This is a genomic window from Pyxidicoccus xibeiensis (assembly GCF_024198175.1).
GTDB classification, from domain to species: domain Bacteria; phylum Myxococcota; class Myxococcia; order Myxococcales; family Myxococcaceae; genus Myxococcus; species Myxococcus xibeiensis.
In genome coordinates this window covers 484087-503309 of sequence record NZ_JAJVKV010000003.1, presented here as the reverse complement: position 1 = coordinate 503309, position 19223 = coordinate 484087, and the positions used below count along the sequence as shown (strand labels likewise).

Here is a 19223-nt window from a genome sequence, read left to right as displayed (position 1 = left end):
TGACGCTTTCGAGGCGCGCTCAGGCCCGAGGGTGTCCGGGCAGCTCTGCCTGGAACACCTTCCCCTGCTCATTGACCAACACCACGCTGTCGCCCACCACGCGGCCGGCACGCAGTTTCCCCTCGAAGGGCACGCTCGCGACCACCCTGGGCGCCTCGGTGACGTCCAGCACCACCGCTCCCGTCCGAGTTGGCAGCGCGACCCGTCCGTCCGCGGACAGGTGGGCCGGCTGCACCCAGCCACGAGGACCGTCGCTCTGGTGTGTGAACCGGCCCCACGCCGTCCGCCACAGCGCGCACACGTTCCGGATGCCGGCCCGTTGCGCGAGCTCACTCGAGGGGAGTTGTTCGTAGCGGGGAATGGGCGCCAGCCAGGTCTGGCGCTTCCCGGTGCTCAGCTCGATACGGACCACGCCGTTGCGCAGGCCCAGCGACAGCGTGTCGCCGTCCGGGCTGAGGCACCAGGGTGTCCGGTACTCGAAGGGAACCTCGAGCGCCTGTTCCTCGACAGGCCCACGGAAGACTCGCGCCCGCCCGTCATCGAGCACGAGCAGCCGGCCGTCGGGCAGGAACCGGATGGCGCTGCCGGCGCGCTTCACCTCCACCCGGAGCTCGACGCGGGGAGGGGAGGTGTCCAGCCGCCACACCACCACCTCATCTCCAATGCTGGCGAGCCTGTCCCCGTCCGGGGAGAAGTCGAGCGCGGCCACCTGCCAGGCGTGCTCCTCCAGCCGGTGGAGCAGCTTCGCGGTGGCCACCTCGTAGAGGTAGACGTGACGCGGGTACAGTCCACCCCCGTGGCCCGCCTCGCCCATGGCGATGAGGCGTCCGTCCGCGGAGAGGGCAAAGTCTCCCACGCTCCCCGGCGATGGGAAGGTCCGCAGGCACCGTCCGTCCTCCATGGACCACAGCTCGACCTCGTCGCTCCACCCCGAGAGCGCCACCGCGCCACCTCCCGGGACGAAGCGGGCCTTCACCAGGTGCGGCTTGCGTTGGACGACCATGCGCGCGCCGCCGGAGTGGATGGCCAGGCGGTTGCCGCTCTCCGGGTAATGGAGTCGCTCGCCGTCGAAGTCGAGCGTACGTGCGCTGTCGCTCCACCTGGCCGATACCGGCGTCCCGGGGCTGAAGAGGGGCGTGCAGGTGCCGTCGTGAGTCCAGTGCCGCACGCTGCCATCCGAGCCCCGCGTCAGGAACTCCCCGCCCCGAAGGGCCACCTCGCTCCAGTGCTCTCCGGTGGCCAGGACCTTGCGCAGCTCTGCTCCGGACCGGGCACACCACACGTCCCCCGCCGTGGTCGCCCAGCCGAACCGGTCCCCGTCGTCGAAGACGCCGAGGGTGTCCGCGGCGTGCTCCAGCGCCTCGAAGACGGACTCGCCCCCCGCCAGGTCCCAGATGCTCGCCGTCATGTCCACGCAACCGGCGAACACGAAGCGGTTGTCGGGCGATGCGGCGACGCTGCTCACCAGGGTGTCCCGGACGAAGGGGCGGCCCACCAGCCGCGCGGGCTCGGGAGGGCGGAGGAAGGCGACGGCGCGCTGCCCGTCGGTGGACCAGACGCCGACGCACCGGCCGCGGAAGCCCACGAGCGCGAGCGCTCCGTCCGGCGAGTACGCCACTGCCCGGATGACGCCCCACCCGGAGGCAGGCTGCTCGCCGGGAGGATGGAGCACCGCGAGCCGGGCCCCGTCGGAGACCTGGAAGACCCCCGCGGTTCCATCGTTGAGGCCCAGCAGCGCCAGGGTGCCGTCCGCACTCAGCGCGGCCGCCTCGATGAACACCTTGAACTCGGAGGCCACTGGAGCCTCACCCTTCGCGCCCTGCAGGGGGCTGGCGGGCCGGAGGAGGCCCACCCGGGCGCCGGATGCCAGCTCCCACACCTCCGCCGTGCCCACCTCCCGCACCGTCAGGACCCGACGGCCGTCTCCGGAGATGGCCGCCACCTCCACCTCCTTCCCGTACTCACCGAAGTTGAGCAGGAGTGTGCCGTCCTCGGCTCTTCGGAACTTGGGATGCTCGGTCATGGCTCATTCCACCACGATTGGCCGCCCCGCGCCGGGCCTGCTGCTCAGGCGAAGGCCACGTACCCTGCGACGAGAATCATGCACGTGCCGAACGTCCAGCCCTGGATGCGCATCGCGCGCTCGGAGTTGAAGCGCCCGAGGATGAGCTTTCCCCCATAAATCCACGGGAAGTGGCACACCACGCAGACGGCCAGGAAGGCCAGGGTGAGCTGCGCCGTCTGTGCGAGCATCGCGCGGGCCGGGTCGAGGAACTGGGAGAACATCACCACGATCATCGAGTGGATCTTCGGGTTGAGCCCGACGACGAGCAGCCCCTGGACGAACCCGAGCCGCGCCGGCTCCTCGCGCGCGCCCCCCGGAGCGGCGGACGAGCGGAAGAAGCCCCACGCGAGGTAGAGCAGGTACACGACGCTTCCCCAGCGCATCACCTGGTGGAGCGCGGGGACGTCATGCAGCACCCGTCCCAGCCCGAGCCCGTAGAGGAGGCAGAGCGCGACGTTGGCGACTTCGAAGCCCAGCCAGAAGGGGAGGGAGCCCCGGACGCCGAAGCGGCCCCCGGCGGTGGCGAGCACCGTGTTGCCGGGGCCGGGACTGAACACCATGGGCACCGTGTAGCCCACGAACAACAACCACACCTCAGCGGAGATCATGACCGGCGGCCCTCGCGCCCCCGCGCGTCCGTCGCGCTCCGGGGCTGTAGAGGACAAACACCGGTTCGGGATGCGGCCCCAGCGAGCTATCCTCGCGGGCTCGATAAAGGGAGTTCATCGAGCATGCGTCGCATTCCACCGCTCGGCGCGCTCCGGGCCTTCGAGGCAGGGGCGCGTCACCTGAGCTTCACCCGCGCCGCCACCGAGCTGCACGTCACGCAGGCGGCCATCAGCCACCAGGTGCGGCAGCTCGAGGACTGGCTCGGCGTCTCCCTGTTCGAGCGCCGCGGGCACGCGCTGACGCTCACCGCGAAGGGCGCCGCCTACCTGAAGGAGCTGACGCCGGCGTTCGACCGCCTGTCCGAGGCGACCACCCGGCTGTACGAGGCCGAGCAGGGGCCCCTGCGCCTCACCGTGCTGCCCTCGTTCGCCACGTGCTGGCTGGTGCCCCGGCTGGAGCGCTTCCGCAAGCTCCATCCGGACCTCGAGCTGCACCTGAGCAGCTCCGCCGAGCTGTGGGACTTCCTCGACGACCGCTTCGACGTGGGCATCCGCTCAGGGCTGGGGCGCTGGACGGGGCTCAAGGCGGAGCAGCTCGCGCCCGAGGCGCTCAGCCCGGTGTGCAGCCCGGCGCTCGCGAAGCGGCTTCGCTCACCCCCGGACCTGCGGAAGGTCCGGCTCCTCCATGACACGCCGAAGGACGCGTGGCGGCGCTGGCTGGAGGCCGCCGGAGTCGAAGGGGTGGATGCCGACGCCGGGCCCTCGTTCAACGATGCCGGGCTGGTGCTGCAGGCGGCGGTGCAGGGGCAGGGCGTGGCCCTCGGGCGGCTGCTGCTCGCCTCCGACGACCTGAAGGCCGGGCGCCTCATCCAGCCCTTCGAGAAGGTCCTCCCCAACGACTTCGGCTACTGGCTCGTCCACCCCCGGCCCCTGACGGGAAGGAGGGACGTGGCCGCGTTCAAGGCGTGGCTGCACTCCGAGGTGAAGGCCCGCACGGGCCCCTGAGCCCTCAGCGGGGCCCGCCCAGGGTGCGGAGGAAGAACAGGCCCACGTCGTCGAAGTAGTAGCGGTCCCCAGGGGGCTCGGGCGAGTGGGGCTGGCCCGGCATGATGAGCAGCTCGAAGTGCTTGCCCGCGCGTATCAGCGCGTCCGCCATGCGCATCGTCGTGGAGAGCGTGGCATTCACGTCGCTCGTGCCGTGCATCAGCTTCAGGTGCCCCTGGAGCCTTCCGGCGAGGGCCAGGTTGGAGCCGGCGGCGTAGCCCGCGGGATTGGCGCTCGGCACGTTGAGGTACGGCTCGTTGATGAGGGCCTCCTCCTCCAGCGCGCCCGGTGCGCCCGCGTAGCCCGCCTTGAAGAACTCCGGCGCCGTCAGCATGCCTCGCAGCGCGAAGTAGCCGCCCCACGAGTGGCCATGGATGCCGACGCGCTCCAAATCCATCCAGGGCCGCGTGGCGGCGGCCTGCTTCAGGCCCGCGACGTAGTCCGGAATCTCCGTCTGTCCCACGCGGCCGTAGTGCGCATCCTGGAACGCCTTGCTCCGCCCCGTGGTGCCCCTCGGGTCCAGCATCACCACCACGAAGCCCAGCTGTGCCAGCGCCACGCTGTCGAGCGACATGGCGTTGCCGATGTAGCTCCACGGCACGGTGCTCATGAAGGGCCCCGCGTAGATGTACGCGAGGACGGGATAGCGCCGCGCGGGGTCGAAGTCCCTGGGCGTGTAGAGCACTCCGTGCAGCGGCGTGACACCGTCGGCGGCCTGGACGACGAGCGCTTCCGGGGGCTTGTACCCCAGCGCCACGGCAGCACTGGCATCCGCCGCCGTGAGCCGCAAGCGCGTGCGGCCATCCGTGGACACCAGCTCCCGCAGCCGGGGCTGCGTCCGGGAGGACCACGCATCGACGTAGTACTTCCCCGAGGGCGCGAACGAGACGCGGTGCATGCCCGAGCCCGAGGACAGGCGCTTCAGGGCGCCGCCCTTCAGGCTGCCCCGATAGAGCAGCTGCTCGTAGGGCGCCCCCTTGTCGGCGGAGGCCAGCACGTAGAGGGCGTCCCCGCCGGGCTCCACACCCACCACCTCGTGGACGGGGAAGGCGCCCCGGGTGAGCTGCCGCACCGGCCGGCCCTCGCTGTCGTACAGATGGACGTGGCGCCAGCCGTCCCGCTCGGACATCCAGAGGAAGCCCCTGCCGCCCGGCAGCGGAGTCACCTGCTTCGCCCAGCCCTCCGCGGCGAGGTCCAGCCCCGCGACGAAGGTCTCCGGACGCTCCTCGCGCAGCACGCGCCTGCGCTTCCCCGACACCGGCTCCACCGCCGTCAGGTCCAGCCGCTTGCCGTCGCGCGACAGGTGGAGGAACAGCGCCTCGCCCCGGTCGGGCCACCAGCCGACGAACCAGTCGTGGGTCTCCCCCTCGACGGGAGCAATCTGCGACACCCGGCCCGTTGCCGCCTCCACCACATGGAGCTCGGTCCTGGGCAGCGGCGTCCCCGACTTCGTGTAGGGCACCAGCGTCACCTTCTCCAGTGCGTCGGAGTAGTCGACGACGGGCACCTTGTGGACCTGGCGCACGTCGTCCCGCCACACCACCAGGAAGCGCCCGTCCGGTGACCACGGCTTCTGCGGGATGCGCCAGTCGAGGTGTTCTTCTCCGGCACGCTCCACCACCGTGCCGCCGTCCGCGCCCAGCACCGCGAAGCCGCGCTCGCGCCGCACGGCGACCGCTCCTCCCCGGGGCGCCAGGAAATGCTCGCGGGACAGGGCCCAGGCCGTCCGGTCGTCCTGCTCCAGCGCGGTGACCTGGCCGCCCGTCAGCCCCAGCCTGAAGCTCCGCCCCTCCAGCCGGAACACGATGCCCTGCTCGTCCGGGGTGATGGCCACCTCGAAGAACCGGGGCGCCTGGACGGGCTTGCCCAGCAGCCGGGAGAGCTGCGCTCGCAGCTCCTCGCCGGACAGCAGGGGCTTCAGCTCACCCGTGCGCGCATGGGCCAGCACCCAGGTTCCGCCGTCCTTCCCCTCCCGCGCCCAGAAGACGACCCGGTCGCCGTCACGGAGCCAGCGCGGAGCAACCAGGCTGTCGTGGATATGGAACGGAAGGCGGCTGAACGCCTCCGCGACATCCAGTCGTTCCCGGAGCCGCGCATCCGGCGCGGCCCCGGAAGCCTCTGCCGCGAGCGCCTGGACGGGCAGGCCCACCCAGAGCGTCAGGACCAGGACGAGGGAGACAGGGGAGGGGAGCATGCACTGGATGGTAGGGAGTCCCATCCATCACCACCAATATATCTTTCGGCCCTCATCGAGACGGATATCGTCTGGATATGGAGTTTCGTCAGCTTCAGCTCTTCGTCGCGGTGGCGGAGGAGCTGCACTTCGGCCGGGCCGCCGCACGCGTGGGAATGGCGCAGCCGCCCTTCAGCCAGCAGATTCGCCGGCTGGAGGCCGAGCTGGGCGTCGAGCTGCTCACCCGCACGAGCCGGCGCGTGGCGCTCACCGCCGCGGGGAGCCGGCTGCTCGACGAGGCCCGCACCCTGCTGGCGCGTCGCGCGGACGTCATCAGGACCGTGCGGCGCGCGGCCCAGGGAGAGACGGGCACGCTGCGCGTGGGCTTCGCCGCGTCGTCCTCGGCCTTCGGCGTCCTGCCCGACATCGTGTCCCGCTTCCGGAAGCGGTTTCCGGAGGTGAAGCTCGAGCTCGATGACCGGGAGTCGTTGGACGTGGGCAGCGCGCTCTTCACCGGCGAGCTGGACCTGGCCATCGTCCGCGCACCCTTCCGCCGCGAGGGCATCACCGTCGAGCGGCTGCTCCGCGAGCCCTTCCTGCTCGCGCTGCCATCCCGGCATCCCCGCGCGCATCAGCCGGTCGTCGCGCTGGCCTCCCTGGCGAGCGAGCCCTTCGTGCTCTTCCCCCGTCACACGGCCCCGGGGCTGCACGACACGGTGACGAGCATGTGCCTGGCCGCGGGCTTCTCGCCCCGCATCGTCCAGGAGGCCAGCTCGTGGCCCTCCGTCGTCGGCATGGTGGAGGCGGGCCTGGGGCTCACCATCGCCCCTCGGTCCGCCCAGGCGCTGCGTCCCAGGGGCGTCGTCTTCAGGCGCCTGCGCGGAGCCTCCGGCTTCGCGGAGCTGGCCATTGCCCTCCCGGGACGGCAGCCGTCGCCCGCGGCAGTCCACTTCCGCGCCCTGGCTCATGAAGCGGTGGACGGGATGCGCGCCGACCCCTTGGACTGAGCCGCACTGGGCCGACCCGCGCAAATCCCAGCCAGGGCAGCTCAACCATCTGCACGGTGGCCGCGGGGTCTACTTCGACGACCCCGAATGCAACCACCTGGAGTGCATCACGGGGCCGTACGCGAAGGAGTAGCTGGACGGAAGTCCCGCCGGAATTCGGAGCGCATGCCCACCCCTCCTGGCGGTGGGCATGTCCCAACCCACCGGTTCCACAGGCTTCTTCCCTCCGGAACCTCCCGTGCGGTCGATTTCTGGGACGCACGCGCGCCAAGGGTGTCCCTGAAGTGACGGGCTCTGATCGCCCGGAACCTCACCCCCGGAGGCCCCCCCACGCCTACAGCGTCGCAGGACAATCCCTTGCACTTCCATGCAGTCACGACACGGGCGGCCTCGTCCCGGGCGTGAAACATTGTCTTGCGTATTCTGTATTCAGGTGGCGCCATTGCCGGTCTGCAAGGTTTTAAAAGCAGCCACGAAACAAGTTATTCGTGGTCGCGATGATGAATCATCAACCCTTACAAGGAGCGTAGTCATGGGCGGTCCCTCATCCGTAGGCAGTGGTGCGTCCACGTCTCACGCGAACCCGGCAGCCGAGGCGGCGCGGCGCGCCGAGGAAGCACGGCAGCGGGCAGAAGCAGCGAGACGGGCGGCGGAGGCGGCACGCAAGGCAGCGGAGGCGGCGCAGAAGGCAGCGGAGGCGGCGCAGAAGGCAGCAGAGGCCGCGCGCAAGGCGCAGGCGGATGCGCAGAAGGCCACGGCCGCGGCGAAGCAGAAGGCCGAGCAGCCCGGACAGTCACCGGAGGGCGTGAAGACCAGCAAGGCCGAGTACGAGGCCGCCAAGAAGGCCGAGCAGGCGGCCAGCGCCCAGGTGGCGCACGTGGACAAGGCGCTCCAGGCCGCCACCGAGAAGGCGGCCGACACGGCGAAGCAGGCCCAGGGCGCCATGCGCGAGGCGAACACCCAGGCCACCCGCGAGAGCAAGCCCGTCCCGTTCAGCCAGAAGGACCTCGACAGCCTCCTCCCCAAGGCCAACCCGCTCACGTCCAGCTTCGGAGGCACCCAGCGCGGCGGGGACTTCGACAAGCTCTTCGGCCCCACCCCCACGGGCCCGCAGGCGTCCTCGCTGATGACCGAGGACGCGAATGACGGCCAGGCGAACTGCCTGGACGTGGCCGCCGACTGGGTGAACAAGGCGTCGCCGGAGATTCGCGCGCGCTCGGAGATGGTCTTCCTGGAGGACCAGCGCCCCGGGAAGGAGAGCCAGACAGGCCACGTCGTCGTGCGCCAGGGCGAGAAGGTCTTCGACCCCACGACGCAGAAGAGCTACGCGTCGATGGGCGACTACCTGAAGGAGCAGCCCCACTACAAGGAAGCAGGCAGCCTCACCGCGAACAAGGCCCGCGCCATCTTCGACACGCCGCCCGGCTCTCCCGAGCGCGCGGATGCCCTGGCCAAGGCCAACGTGCCCCCGGGCCTCCAGAAGATGATGGTGGCGGACAACACCACCCAGCCGAAGACGCCCGAGCAGCGCTACGAGGACCTCGCCAAGGACCCGAAGACGCAGCAGACGCTCAAGGAGCTGGGCATCCAGAACGCCAACGACTTCAAGGCGTACACGGACAAGCTCGCCCAGAACGGCCCCGCGGACCTCGGCGGCGAGGCCTTCGACAACGTGAAGGACAAGAAGGCCGCGCAGACCATCATGTACGAGGCGCTCGCATCGAACGAGAAGACCGCCAAGGCGCTCGAGAAGTTCGAGATCAAGAACGGCGAGGACCTGGCGAAGTTCTCCAAGACGGTGGGCGACCAGACCAAGGGCGAGAAGACCGCGGACACGGAGAAGCTCAAGCTGGGCGAGTTCGAGGACAAGGACGCCCTGACGAAGCTGCTGCGCGGCGCGGGCGCCGTCAGCGAGGACTGGGAGCAGAACGCCATCCTCTCCAGCCCGGCCTTCACCAAGGCCATCTCCGAGGGAAAGAAGCCGGAGGAGGCCAAGGAGAACACGCTGGGCAAGTTCGAGCTGACCGAGGCGGAAATCACCAACCTCGGCAAGTACCAGGAAGGGCGCAAGGCGCTCCGCAAGCTCATGGAGCCGTGGCCGGACGACCCGGAGAAGAAGGCCGCGATGGCGGCCGAGAAGGCCACCGCGTTCTTCACGCTCGTGGAGCAGGGCAAGCACATCTTCACGCCGGACCAGCTCCAGAACAAGCTCGGAGCCATCGGCGCCAAGGCCTTCGAAAAGGCCCCTGGCGCCTTCAAGTCCACCGGCGAGCTGGTCGCCGCCTTCGCGGACCCGGAGGCCACGCCCGCGAAGAAGCTCAAGGCCATCGCCGGGTTCGCCAAGGACATGGGCGCGGCGGCCGTCGAGTTCCCCGCCCTGCGCGGCAAGTTCGCGGAGATGTTCAGCAAGGCGGAGGGACCGCTGCGCACCGCGGGCGCGGTCTTCACCCTCCTGGACTCCAAGGCCAAGTGGGACGAGAAGGTCCATGCGGGCCTCCAGCTGGCGGGGGAGTTCCCCGGTGCCGCGAAGGACATCAAGGAGCTGGCGCAGCTGCTCAGGAGCGCCGGTGTCCCCGACGCGGAGGGCATCCTGCAGGCCGGGCAGAACCTCACCATGCGGACGATGCGGGACCTGCCGCCGGAGGTCGCCAACAAGCTCACCGCCGAGCAGAAGACAGCCCTCTCCCGCGTCGTGGGCAAGGCGGACCCCGCCGAGCTCAGCAAGGTGCTCCAGAAGGTCTCGGACCCCGCCGCGCTCGACGGCGTCCTGAAGCAGATCGAGGCATCGCCGGACAAGGCGGCCGCCGACAAGTTCCTCAAGACGGCCGCCATGCTGGACCCGCAGGCCGCCAACGAGGCGCTCAAGAACGCCGACCTGAACAAGCAGCTGGCCAAGATTGGCACGGACCTGGGCGACAACGCGGACCTGCCCAAGCTGCTGGCGAACGTGAAGTCGGCCGACGGGCTCACCAGGCTCGCGACCAAGCTCACCTCGCTGGGCGAGGGCGAGGACGCCGGGCGGCTCCTCAAGGTGCTCGGCTCCGTGAAGGGCGACCAGCTCGACGAGGTGCTGAAGAACGCGGACACGCTGAAGCACCTGTCCAAGATGGCGAAGGACATCACGGACCCGAATGACCTGGCCGCCCTGGCCAAGACGATTGGGAACATGGACGCGAAGTCCCTGGACTCCTTCGCCAAGATTGCCGGCCAGATTCCCGCCGACGAGCTCTCCAAGGGGCTCAAGATGCTGGCCCCGGTGCTCGAGAAGCTCGACAGCCGGGTGATTGGCCAGGCCTTCGGGCTGCTGGAGAAGACGCTCGGCTTCTTCGGGAAGACCATCGACCCGGACATCGCGCTCAAGGTCTTCAAGGGGCTCGGGAAGATGATTCCGGGGCTCGGCGCCGTCCCGGGCATCTGGGATGCGGGCAAGCTGGCCAAGGAGTCCGCGGACCTCCATGGCAAGGACAAGGACCTGGGCTACCTGGCCCTCACCGGTGCGAAGCTCAACGGCCTGGACGCCATCGGCGGCGTCATCCTCGACCTGACGGGCGTGGGGGCGGCCGTGGACCTGGCCGCCGGCGCGGTGCTCGGCGTCGCCGAGCTGGCGCTCGACATCGGCCTGTCCAGCGAGAAGAAGAAGATGGAGGAGGCCAAGGCCCAGGGCAAGGACTACGACGCCCCGGACTGGGTGAAGGTGGTCAACCTGACGGCCGCCATCGCCACGGCCCCCGCGGGTATCGCGGAGCTGGTGACCTACTACGGGAAGGACAGCCTCGACCTGGTGAAGTGGGGCATCGAGAAGGGCGGCCAGCTCGCGGAGAAGCTCAAGGGCATCGTCGACGACGTCGCCAAGAAGGTGCTCAACCCCTTCGACTGACGTCCCCGTGAAAGAGGGCCCGTATCCTTTCGCGGGCCCCGTTCGTCTCCAGGGGTATGACCCCCCAAATCCCCCAGCCCCCGTCGCGGCGCCTGTTCGTCTCCATGATTGTGTCCCTCGATGGCTACATCGAGGGGCCGAACAAGGAGCTGGACTGGTTCCACGACGGGGACCCGCAGTTCGAGCAGTACTGCGAAGAGATGATCGACTCGGTCGGCGTCGCCCTCTACGGCAGGCGCTCCTACGAACTGATGGTGCAGTACTGGCCGGGAGCCGAGACGAACCCCCGGTCGGCGCAAGAGCTCGCCTTCGCCCGCAGGATGAACGCGCTGCCCAAGGTCGTCCTCTCCAGGACGCTGGAGCACGCCACCTGGCGCAACACCCGCATCGTCAGGGACCGCGTCCTGGAGACAATCACCGAGCTCAAGCGTGAGCCTGGAAAGCCGCTCGTCGCATGGGCGGGCGCCGGCCTGGTCGGCACCCTGACGCAATTGGGGCTGGTGGATGAGTACCGGCTCATCGTCCACCCGGTGCTCCTGGGCGGCGGGACGCCCTGGTTCAAGGACATCCCCGGCACCCACAAGCTGAGGCTCGTCCGCACCACGCAGCTCGGGAGGGACCTCACGGTGCTGTGCTATGAGCCGGCGCGCACATGAGCAAGCCGCGCAAGGAACAGCTGTCGGGCCTCGGCGAAGACGTGAAGACCTCCTGGCATCGGTTCCTCGATGTCTTCGAGCCGATGCGGCCGGAGCTGTACCGCTACTGCCGGTACCTGACGCGCAGCCCGTGGGCCGCGGAGGACCTGGCGCAGGACACCCTGGCGCGCGCGTTCGTGACGCTGGGGACGCTGTTCCACGAGGTCCCCAACCCGCGCGGCTGGCTGTTCCGGATTGCGTCCAACCTCTGGATTGACCGCTCGCGGCGAGCGCGTCACGAGGCGGTGCTCGAAGTCGAGCCTCCCGCCGAACCGGCGACGCAGGCCGACCCCCGGGAGCCCCGTGAGGCCGCCGGCACGCTGCTCGTCCGGCTGTCGCCGCAGGAGCGCGCCGCGGTGGTGCTCAAGGACGTCTTCGGGCTGTCGCTCGAGGAGATTGCCGATGCGCTCTCCACGACGGTGGGCGCGGTGAAGGCGGCGCTGCATCGCGGGCGCGGCCGGCTGGCGGCGCCCGAGGAGCCAATGGACCGCGCTCCGGCGCCGGGGGCGCTTGATGCGTTCTGCGAGGCGTTCAACGCGCGGGACCTGGAGCGGCTCACCGCCCTGCTGCTCGACAACGCAGTGGTGGAGATTGTCGGCGTCGTCACGGAGTACGGGAAGGACGCGCCCGCGGACCCGCGCACGGGCTCCTTCGCGGGGACGATTGCGCCCATCACCCACGACGAGCGCGGCGGCGTGCCGCCCGAGCTGCTGGAGGGCTACCTGGCGACGAGCCCGCGGTGCACGGTGCATCCGTACCGCGACACGCACCTCCTGCTGTTCTGGTACGAGCATGTCGACGGGCCGAAGGTCCGCACCGTGATGACGGTGGACGCGGAAGGGGACCGCATCCTGCGCGTCCGGAACTACTTCTTCACGCCCGACGTCATCCGGGAGGTGTGCGAGGAACTCCAGGTGCCGTACCGGGTCAACGGCTATCGCTACTGGCCCGTCCAGCACTGAGCGCGGCCGCTCACGCGGGAGTCAGGGAGCGCGCTTCTGCGGTGCCCGGCCGCTGGCGGAGCGGATGGCCCGCCTCACGAGCCCCAGGCCGGACCGCATGGCCGCGCGGGGCGCGCCCGCGAAGCCGAAGACGAGCCCGCCACGGCCGGTGGCGCCGTAGCGGGAGAGCGGATGGACCACGATGCCCAGGCGGGCGCACTCCTCGGCCACGGCGCGGTCGTCCATACCTCCCACCTTGAAGAGGCCGGTGACGTGCATCCCGGCCCTCGCCGGTCCGAAGTCCAGGCTGTCGGCGAGGACGCGTGCTTCCTCCAGGAAGGCCCGCCGCCGCTCGTCATAGAGCGCGCGCGTCTCGCGCAGGTGGCGGGCCAGGTGCCCTTCCTGGATGAACGCCGCGAGCACGCCCTGGGTGAGCAGGGCGGTGTGGCCATCGGCGACGTGCTTCGCGTCGACGAAGGCGCCGACGAGCGGCTCCGGGACGATGGCGTAGGCGAGCCTCAGGCCCGGGAACAGGAGCTTGTTGAAGCTGCCCAGGTAAGATGACGCGCCCCTTGCCCTTCGCCGGCACCTGGGGACCCGCGGCGCCGGAGACGCCCGCGAAGGAGAGGAGTGACAGCGCACCGGCGCCCGTGAGGGCCTGGGTCAGCAGCGTCCGGCGGGGAGGAGAGATGAGGCGAGACATGGGCACACTCGCTCGGCGATGGGAGACGCCGGGCAAGATGCGCGCAATCCCCAGGGGCGCGCTGAGCCACTTCGTGCCGCGCCCGGGGCGTCACCTGACGCAGGCCTGGGGCTTCTCCTCGTGCCGGTCGAGCGCGTCGAGCTCCGTCGCATGATGGCGGCCCCACTCGCACAGCGCCGCGACGATGGGCTTGAGGCTGAGCCCGAGCGGGGTGGCCGTGTAGTCCACGCGCGGAGGCACCTGCGCGAAGACCTCACGGTGGACGATGCCGTGCTCCTCCATCTCCCGGAGTTGCTGGACCAGCACCTTCTGGCTGGCGAGCGGCGCCAGCCGCCGGAGCTCGGAGAGTCGCTTCGGGCCTTCGAACAGGTAGTAGAGGATGACGACCTTCCAGCGGCCGCCAATCACCTTGAGTGCCCGCTCGGCGGGAAGCTCGGGGAGGTCCTTGATGAGCTGAGCCATGGTTACCTGGAGGTGCCTGATGCACCGGGACGTGCGTATTGCACGGAAGAGTGCCTAGCGACGCACCGGTCCGTACGCCACTCATTCGGCCCACCAGCGCAATCCCGCGCTGCGGACCGCATTCGCGGAAGGACCTCCATGAGCACCCAGAACCTCCCCGTCGCCACCCCCATTGCTCTCATCACCGGTGGAAGCCGCGGGCTCGGCAGGAGCATGGCCCTCAAGCTCGCCGAGCGCGGCGTCGACGTCATCCTCACGTACCGGACGGCGGAGCAGGAGGCGCGGGACGTCGCGGCGCAGCTCGAAGCCAGGGGGCGCAAGGCGTCCGTGCTCCCGCTCGACGTCGGCAGGAGCGACGGCTTCCCGGCCTTCGCGGAGGCGGTGAGGGCCGAGCTCGCACGGGTGTGGAAGCGCGACCGCTTCGACATCCTCGTGAACAATGCCGGGAGCGGCACCAGGGCCGCCTTCATCGAGACGACGGAGGCGCAGTTCGACGAGATGCTGAACGTGCACCTGAAGGGGCCGTTCTTCCTCACCCAGAAGCTGCTGCCCCTGATGGCGGACGGCGGGCGCATCCTCAACGTGTCGAGCGGTCTCGCGCGCTACACCTTCCCCGGCTCGTCGGCCTACGCCGTCATGAAGGGCGGCGTCGAGGTGCTCACCCGGTACCTGGCCCGGGAGCTGGGGCCCCGGCGCATCTCCGTCAACGTGGTCGCCCCGGGTGGCATCGAGACCGACTTCGGCGGCGGGGTGATGCGCGACGACACGCTGAAGCAGATGGTCGCCTCGCAGACCGCGCTGGGGCGGGTGGGGGTGCCCGACGACATCGGTGGCCTCGTGGCCGCGCTCCTCGCGCCGGAGAGCCAGTGGATGACCGGCCAGCGAATCGAGGCAACCGGCGGCTTCTTCCTCTGACGCCGGTGGCGGCGGGGCCCGTCGGGGGTACGAGGCGACCACCTTCAAGGACATCGCCGCCGAAGCGGGGATGTCGGTGGGCGCGGACGTTGTAGGTTGAAGGAATGTGGCGCCGCTATCGTCAGGAGCTCGGCCCGGAACACGACTTCGAGGACCCGCTGGGGCCGCCGCTGCTGTGGCCCGACGGGCGCCACGTCGCCGCCAACGGACGCGGTCGTATCTTCCTCTGGGACCTCGCGACCGGCGCGTGCTCGCGAGTGCTCCAGAGCAGCGCCATCTGTCGCGACGGTGACCCGTCGTTCCGTCTGGCGTGCGAGCCGGTGCTCGGGCGCGTGCTCGAGGCCCACAAGCTACGCGACTTCGCTGTCTGGGACTCGGTGGAGTGGCGTCGCATCCAGACCTTCGCCGGACACGGCGAGCCGGTGCAGGCCGCAACCTTCGTTACGGATGACCGCATTCTCTCCATCAGTGGCGACAGCACCGCGCAGCTGTGGGACGCGTGGACGGGGGAGCGCCTCCGTATGCTCGACACCCCGCCGCTCTACGCGCTCGCGAAGAAGCCAGCGAGCGGCCACGTCGCCGTCTGCGGAAGCGGCGGCGCCGTCATCGTGCTCGACGGACCCACGCTCGACGTCCGCGCCAGCTTCCACCTGCCGATGGTGGCCGCGCGGCACGGGCCGCTCTCCGAGGAGCGCAAGCGGCAGGTTGGAATCGTCTGGAATCGCCCGAGCAACACCCTCCAGGCGCTGGCCTGGCATCCCGATGGCGAGCACCTCATCTGCGGGGCCTGGGACTTCGTTCCCAGGATGTTTCACAGCGGGACCGGCCGCGTGGTGCGCGAGTGGCACGGCCACTCGCACTGGGTGGATGCCGTCGCGGTCGAGCCGTCGCGCGGGCTGCTGGTCACAGGCAGCTCCGACGGCACCGTGCGCGTCTGGTCGCTCCACTCGACCGAGTGTCTCGCCGTCCACGACGTCGGTCATGCCAACGTCGAAGGCCTGCTCCTGCATGACGGCGCCATCTACGTGACGTGCCAGGGAGAGCTCCTGGTGATTCCCCTGCCAGCGGAGTGAGCGGACGACAGGGGTTGCTGAGTCCCGTCGGGAGCGAGTACGGAGTGGGCCTCTCCGAGACACGTCATGACTGCCCGTCCGCGCTCCTTCACCGTCCTCGTCGTTCTCGCCGCGCTCAGCGCCGCCGCCCAACCTTCTCCGTCCCCGCTGGGGCCCGTGTCGCCCACAACCGGTCTGGTGCTGCGGGACGACGTGGTGCATGCCCTCATCCAGGAGAGCTCCGGCGACCGCATCCACGACGGCGTGCAGCGGCTGGCCCTCCTCGCCCGGGATACCGCAGGAGGCTACTCCGAGGCGGCCGAGTGGATGAGGGCCGCCGCCGTGGCCGCGGGGCTGCGGGACGTGCGGCTGGAGCCGATGAAGGAGGGTCCCCAGTGGCGCGCCACGCGCGGCGAGCTGTGGGTGGCCGGCCCCCACCGATACAGGATGACGTCCTTCGCCGACCTGCCCATGGCGCTGGCGCCAGGCAGCGGCAGCTTCGAGGGTGAGGGCCTGGAGCTGGTCGACGTGGGCAGCAGCACCCAGGACGCGGACTACGCGGGCAAGGACCTGAAGGGCAAGGTGGCGCTCACGCGAAGCCATCCCCGGGCCGTGCTGCGCAATGCCGTGGTGAAGCACGGCGCCGTGGGCGTCGTCACCTCCTACTCGACGCCGCCCTGGAACCTGCCCCACCGCATGGACGGAGACTTCCCGGACCAGGTGGGCTGGGCCGTCGTTCCGCCGGGGTTGGTGCCGCCGGGCGCGCGGGTGCCCTTCCTGTTCATGATTTCGGACCGCCAGGGGCGTGAGCTGCGAGCCCAGCTGCAGGAGGGCCCCGTCAAGGTGGACGTGAGCATTGCCGCCGAGACGTACGCGGGGCACTACAGCATCATCAGCGGCGTCATCCCCGGCACCCGCGCCGGAGAGGAGGTCGTCCTCACCGCGCACCTGGACCACTACAAGCCCGGCGCCAACGACAACGGCTCCGGGTCGGCCACCCTGCTGGAGCTGGTGCGCACCTACACCACGCTCATCCAGCGTGGCGTGCTGCCGCCGCCGGTGCGCACCCTGCGCGTGCTGTGGCTGCCGGAGTTCGAGGGCACCCGCGAGTGGTTCTCCCACCACGGCGCGGACCCGGTGCGGCGGGTGGCCCACTTCAACTTCGACATGCTCGGCGCGAGCCTGAGCCGCGCCCACTCGCGCTTCCTGGTGTCCTACACCCCGGACTGGAACGGCAGCTTCGTGAACGCCGTGTCCGAGTCCACGGTGGCCTTCATGAACCGCTTCAACGGGGTGGCCTACCCGCCGAGGAAGGACTTCCGCATCGGCTCGGTCACCGGCTCACGGGATCCGCTGGATGCGCACATGGAGCGCTACAGCCGCGGCTCGGACCACCAGCTCTTCAACGACCATGGCATCCCGGGCGTGGCCTTCTCCACCTGGCCCGACGACGGCTACCACACCAGCGGAGACCGGACGGAGAACGTGGACCCCACGCAGCTGCACCGCACCGCCTTCGCGGCTCTGGCCTCCATCACCGTCGCCGCCTGGGCGGAAGGCCCGGGGGCCCTGGAGCTGGCGCGACTGGTGGCGGTGCACGGGGGGCGGCGCGTGGCGGAGGACGAGTTCCGGGCCCGCCGCGACCTGGCCGCGACGCCCGCCGCGCAGGTGCCCGGCATCTACCGGCTGGCCCGCGCGGTGGTGCGCCTCGCCTACCAGCGCGAGCGCGACGCCCTGCGCTCCTGCGTGCCTCTGGGCGCTCCCGCGGCGCCGGTGCAGGCCCTCGCCCGGGTGCTGGAGAAGGCCGAGGCCCAGGCCCTGGACCGGCTGGAGGCGGAGGGCAAGGCGCGCGGCGTGTCCCTGAAAGAACCCGCCCCCAGCGAGGCCGAGCGCCGGGCCCGGGCCTTCGTCCCTCGCCGCGTGAAGGGCCAGGAGCTTGCGTCCTTCGATGACGTGGCGGGCAAGGTTGGCCCGGAGAGCCAGCCCCGGGTGGCCGCCGTGCAGGCCGCGTTGAGCGCGGCGAGCACCGCCCTGCGAGAGAGCGGGGAGAGCGAGCTGCGCTTCTACCAATTGCTGGATGCCATCGCGAGCTACGCCGACGGCAGGCGCTCCGTGGCGGACATCCGCGACGCGGCCTACGCCGAGTACGGCTACGTCTTCCCCGTGGAGGCGCTCCTGGACCTCTTCGGGCTGCTGGAGCAGGGCGGCATCATGACGCGGGCCCGCTGAGGAGCCGCGCGGCGATGCAGCAGAACGAGTAGCCGACCGGTCTGGTGACAATTATATCGGCGGCGTCCTGCACCACCGGAGTGCCGAAGCGCTCCGCCAGCACGTCTCCCACCTCAGCGATAGGAGTCAGCCCGTGCTTCGAAGCGGCACCGTCAATCGCCGTGTCGTCCTCGCCTCGCGTCCGCGTGGCCTGCCGACGCCGCGGGACTTCCGTATCGATGAGGCCGCCGTGCCGACGCCGGGCGAAGGACAGGTGCTGCTGCGCACCTTGTACCTCTCGCTCGACCCGTACATGCGCCAGGTGATGGACGAAATCCCACCGGTCTACGCACCGTCGGTGCGCCTGGGGGAACCCATGGTGGGCGGCACGGTCAACCGCGTCGTCGCTTCGAAGCACCCGGGATTCCGCCCCGGTGACCTGGTGCTCGGCAACGCCGGCTGGCAGGACTACGTGCTGTCAGAGGGGCAGGACCTGGTCTCGCTCGGCGAGCTGGCGCAGCCGTCGCAGGCGCTGGGCGTGCTCGGCATGCCCGCCTTCACCGCCTACGTCGGCCTGCTCGACATGGCCCAGCCCAAGCCGCGCGAGACCGTGGTCGTGGCCGCGGCGACGGGCGCGGTCGGCGCGGTGGTCGGGCAGCTCGCCAGACTCAAGGGCGCGCGCGTGGTCGGAATCGCCGGTGGCGCCGACAAGTGCCGCTACGCAGTCGAGGAGCTCGGGTTCGACGTCTGCCTCGACCGCCGGGACTCGCGGCTGGCCGAGCGCCTCGCTGCCGCCTGCCCGGGGGGCATCGACATCTATTTCGAGAACGTCGGCGGCGCGGTCTTCGACGCGGTGCTGCCGCTGCTCAACATCGGCGCGCGAGTGACGGTGTGTGGGCTGATTGCGCATTACAACGAAGAGACGCTGCCGCCCGGTCCGAACCGGCTGCCACAGCTGATGACAGCAGTGCTGCAGAAGCGCATCCGCATGCAAGGCGTGGTCATCCTCGACCACTACGCCGACCGCTTCGACGCCTTCCGCCGCGACATGGGTGAGTGGGTCGCCACTGGCAGGGTGAAGCTGCGCGAGGACCGGGTCGACGGGCTGGAGAACGCGCCGACGGCGTTCATCGGCCTGCTCGAGGGACACAACTTCGGCAAGCTCGTGGTGCGCGTCTCGGACGATTGACGCCGCCGTAGGTCCGGGTGCGCAAGTCACGGCAGCGCAGGGACCTCAAGGCGTGCTGCCGGGCACAGGCCCGGCGTCAGCCTGCCCGGCTCCTTGCCGCGGGTCCATCCCCGCGACGGTGCGCATGCTGCCGTGGCCGTACCGCACGCAGGCTGAAACGGCCAGATGCCGGGCAGGCGCAACTGGAAGCAGGGGGCCAGGCGGCGACCGGCGCCATGTGAACCACCAGGGATACTAATGTATCATGATGGCCTTTGGGCTTGTCCATTCAAGCCCCGGCCCCA

14 protein-coding genes and 1 pseudogene are annotated in these 19223 nt (G+C 70.4%); 10 read left to right on the top strand and 5 right to left on the bottom strand.

Features of this window, described 5'->3' with window-relative positions:
• Nucleotides 1-19: 19 nt before the first annotated feature.
• The gene (locus LXT23_RS14820; RefSeq protein WP_253980813.1) at nt 20-2023 is read right to left on the bottom strand and encodes a WD40 repeat domain-containing protein; all 2004 of its coding nucleotides are present in this window, start codon (nt 2021-2023) and stop codon (nt 20-22) included.
• Between the two features lie 44 nt (nt 2024-2067).
• Nucleotides 2068-2673: a LysE family translocator gene (locus LXT23_RS14815; RefSeq protein ID WP_253980812.1), complete on the bottom strand. Its 606-nt coding sequence runs from the start codon at nt 2671-2673 to the stop codon at nt 2068-2070.
• A gap of 123 nt (nt 2674-2796) precedes the next feature.
• Between LXT23_RS14815 and gcvA the strand changes: the two genes are divergently transcribed.
• Nucleotides 2797-3678, top strand: a complete 882-nt coding sequence (gene gcvA / locus LXT23_RS14810) for a transcriptional regulator GcvA (RefSeq protein WP_253980811.1) — start codon at nt 2797-2799, stop codon at nt 3676-3678.
• A gap of 4 nt (nt 3679-3682) precedes the next feature.
• On the opposite strand, the gene LXT23_RS14805 is transcribed toward gcvA, so the two are convergent.
• On the bottom strand, nt 3683-5935 hold the full coding sequence (locus LXT23_RS14805; protein WP_253980810.1) for a S9 family peptidase: 2253 nt from the start codon (nt 5933-5935) through the stop codon (nt 3683-3685).
• A 53-nt stretch (nt 5936-5988) separates the two neighbouring features.
• Between LXT23_RS14805 and LXT23_RS14800 the strand changes: the two genes are divergently transcribed.
• The 4 genes from LXT23_RS14800 (at nt 5989) to LXT23_RS14785 (ending at nt 12431) form a co-directional block, all read left to right on the top strand.
• The gene (locus tag LXT23_RS14800) at nt 5989-6897 is read left to right on the top strand and encodes a LysR family transcriptional regulator (protein ID WP_253980809.1); all 909 of its coding nucleotides are present in this window, start codon (nt 5989-5991) and stop codon (nt 6895-6897) included.
• Nucleotides 6898-7429: 532 nt separating this feature from the next.
• Nucleotides 7430-10774, top strand: coding sequence for a hypothetical protein (locus tag LXT23_RS14795; RefSeq protein ID WP_253980808.1), 3345 nt, complete (start codon nt 7430-7432; stop codon nt 10772-10774).
• A gap of 56 nt (nt 10775-10830) precedes the next feature.
• Nucleotides 10831-11430, top strand: a complete 600-nt coding sequence (locus LXT23_RS14790; protein ID WP_253980807.1) for a dihydrofolate reductase family protein — start codon at nt 10831-10833, stop codon at nt 11428-11430.
• Entirely contained in the window at nt 11427-12431 is a 1005-nt protein-coding gene (locus tag LXT23_RS14785; RefSeq protein ID WP_253980806.1) for an RNA polymerase sigma factor, read from the top strand. The genes LXT23_RS14790 and LXT23_RS14785 overlap by 4 nt, the downstream gene beginning before the upstream one ends.
• A gap of 21 nt (nt 12432-12452) precedes the next feature.
• Here the strand turns inward: LXT23_RS14785 and LXT23_RS14780 are convergent, their stop codons facing one another.
• Nucleotides 12453-13052: an aminotransferase-like domain-containing protein gene (locus LXT23_RS14780; RefSeq protein WP_253980805.1), complete on the bottom strand. Its 600-nt coding sequence runs from the start codon at nt 13050-13052 to the stop codon at nt 12453-12455.
• Nucleotides 13053-13203: 151 nt separating this feature from the next.
• Complete coding sequence (locus tag LXT23_RS14775) at nt 13204-13575, bottom strand: winged helix-turn-helix transcriptional regulator (RefSeq protein ID WP_253980804.1); 372 nt, start codon at nt 13573-13575, stop codon at nt 13204-13206.
• A 138-nt stretch (nt 13576-13713) separates the two neighbouring features.
• On the opposite strand from LXT23_RS14775, the gene LXT23_RS14770 reads away from it, so the two are divergent.
• From LXT23_RS14770 to LXT23_RS14755, 5 genes and pseudogenes are all read left to right on the top strand, one after another.
• Nucleotides 13714-14490 (top strand): SDR family NAD(P)-dependent oxidoreductase, encoded by a 777-nt coding sequence (locus tag LXT23_RS14770; protein ID WP_253980803.1) that lies wholly within the window; start codon nt 13714-13716, stop codon nt 14488-14490.
• 22 nt (nt 14491-14512) lie between these two features.
• Nucleotides 14513-14590: pseudogene (locus tag LXT23_RS50625) on the top strand (TetR family transcriptional regulator); the annotation flags it as partial.
• Nucleotides 14591-14594: 4 nt separating this feature from the next.
• Complete coding sequence (locus tag LXT23_RS14765; RefSeq protein WP_253980802.1) at nt 14595-15563, top strand: WD40 repeat domain-containing protein; 969 nt, start codon at nt 14595-14597, stop codon at nt 15561-15563.
• Between the two features lie 66 nt (nt 15564-15629).
• Nucleotides 15630-17771: a M28 family peptidase gene (locus LXT23_RS14760; RefSeq protein WP_253980801.1), complete on the top strand. Its 2142-nt coding sequence runs from the start codon at nt 15630-15632 to the stop codon at nt 17769-17771.
• 133 nt (nt 17772-17904) lie between these two features.
• A complete protein-coding gene (locus LXT23_RS14755; RefSeq protein ID WP_253980800.1) occupies nt 17905-18939 on the top strand; it encodes an NADP-dependent oxidoreductase in 1035 nt (344 codons plus the stop codon).
• The last annotated feature ends 284 nt before the right edge of the window (nt 18940-19223 follow it).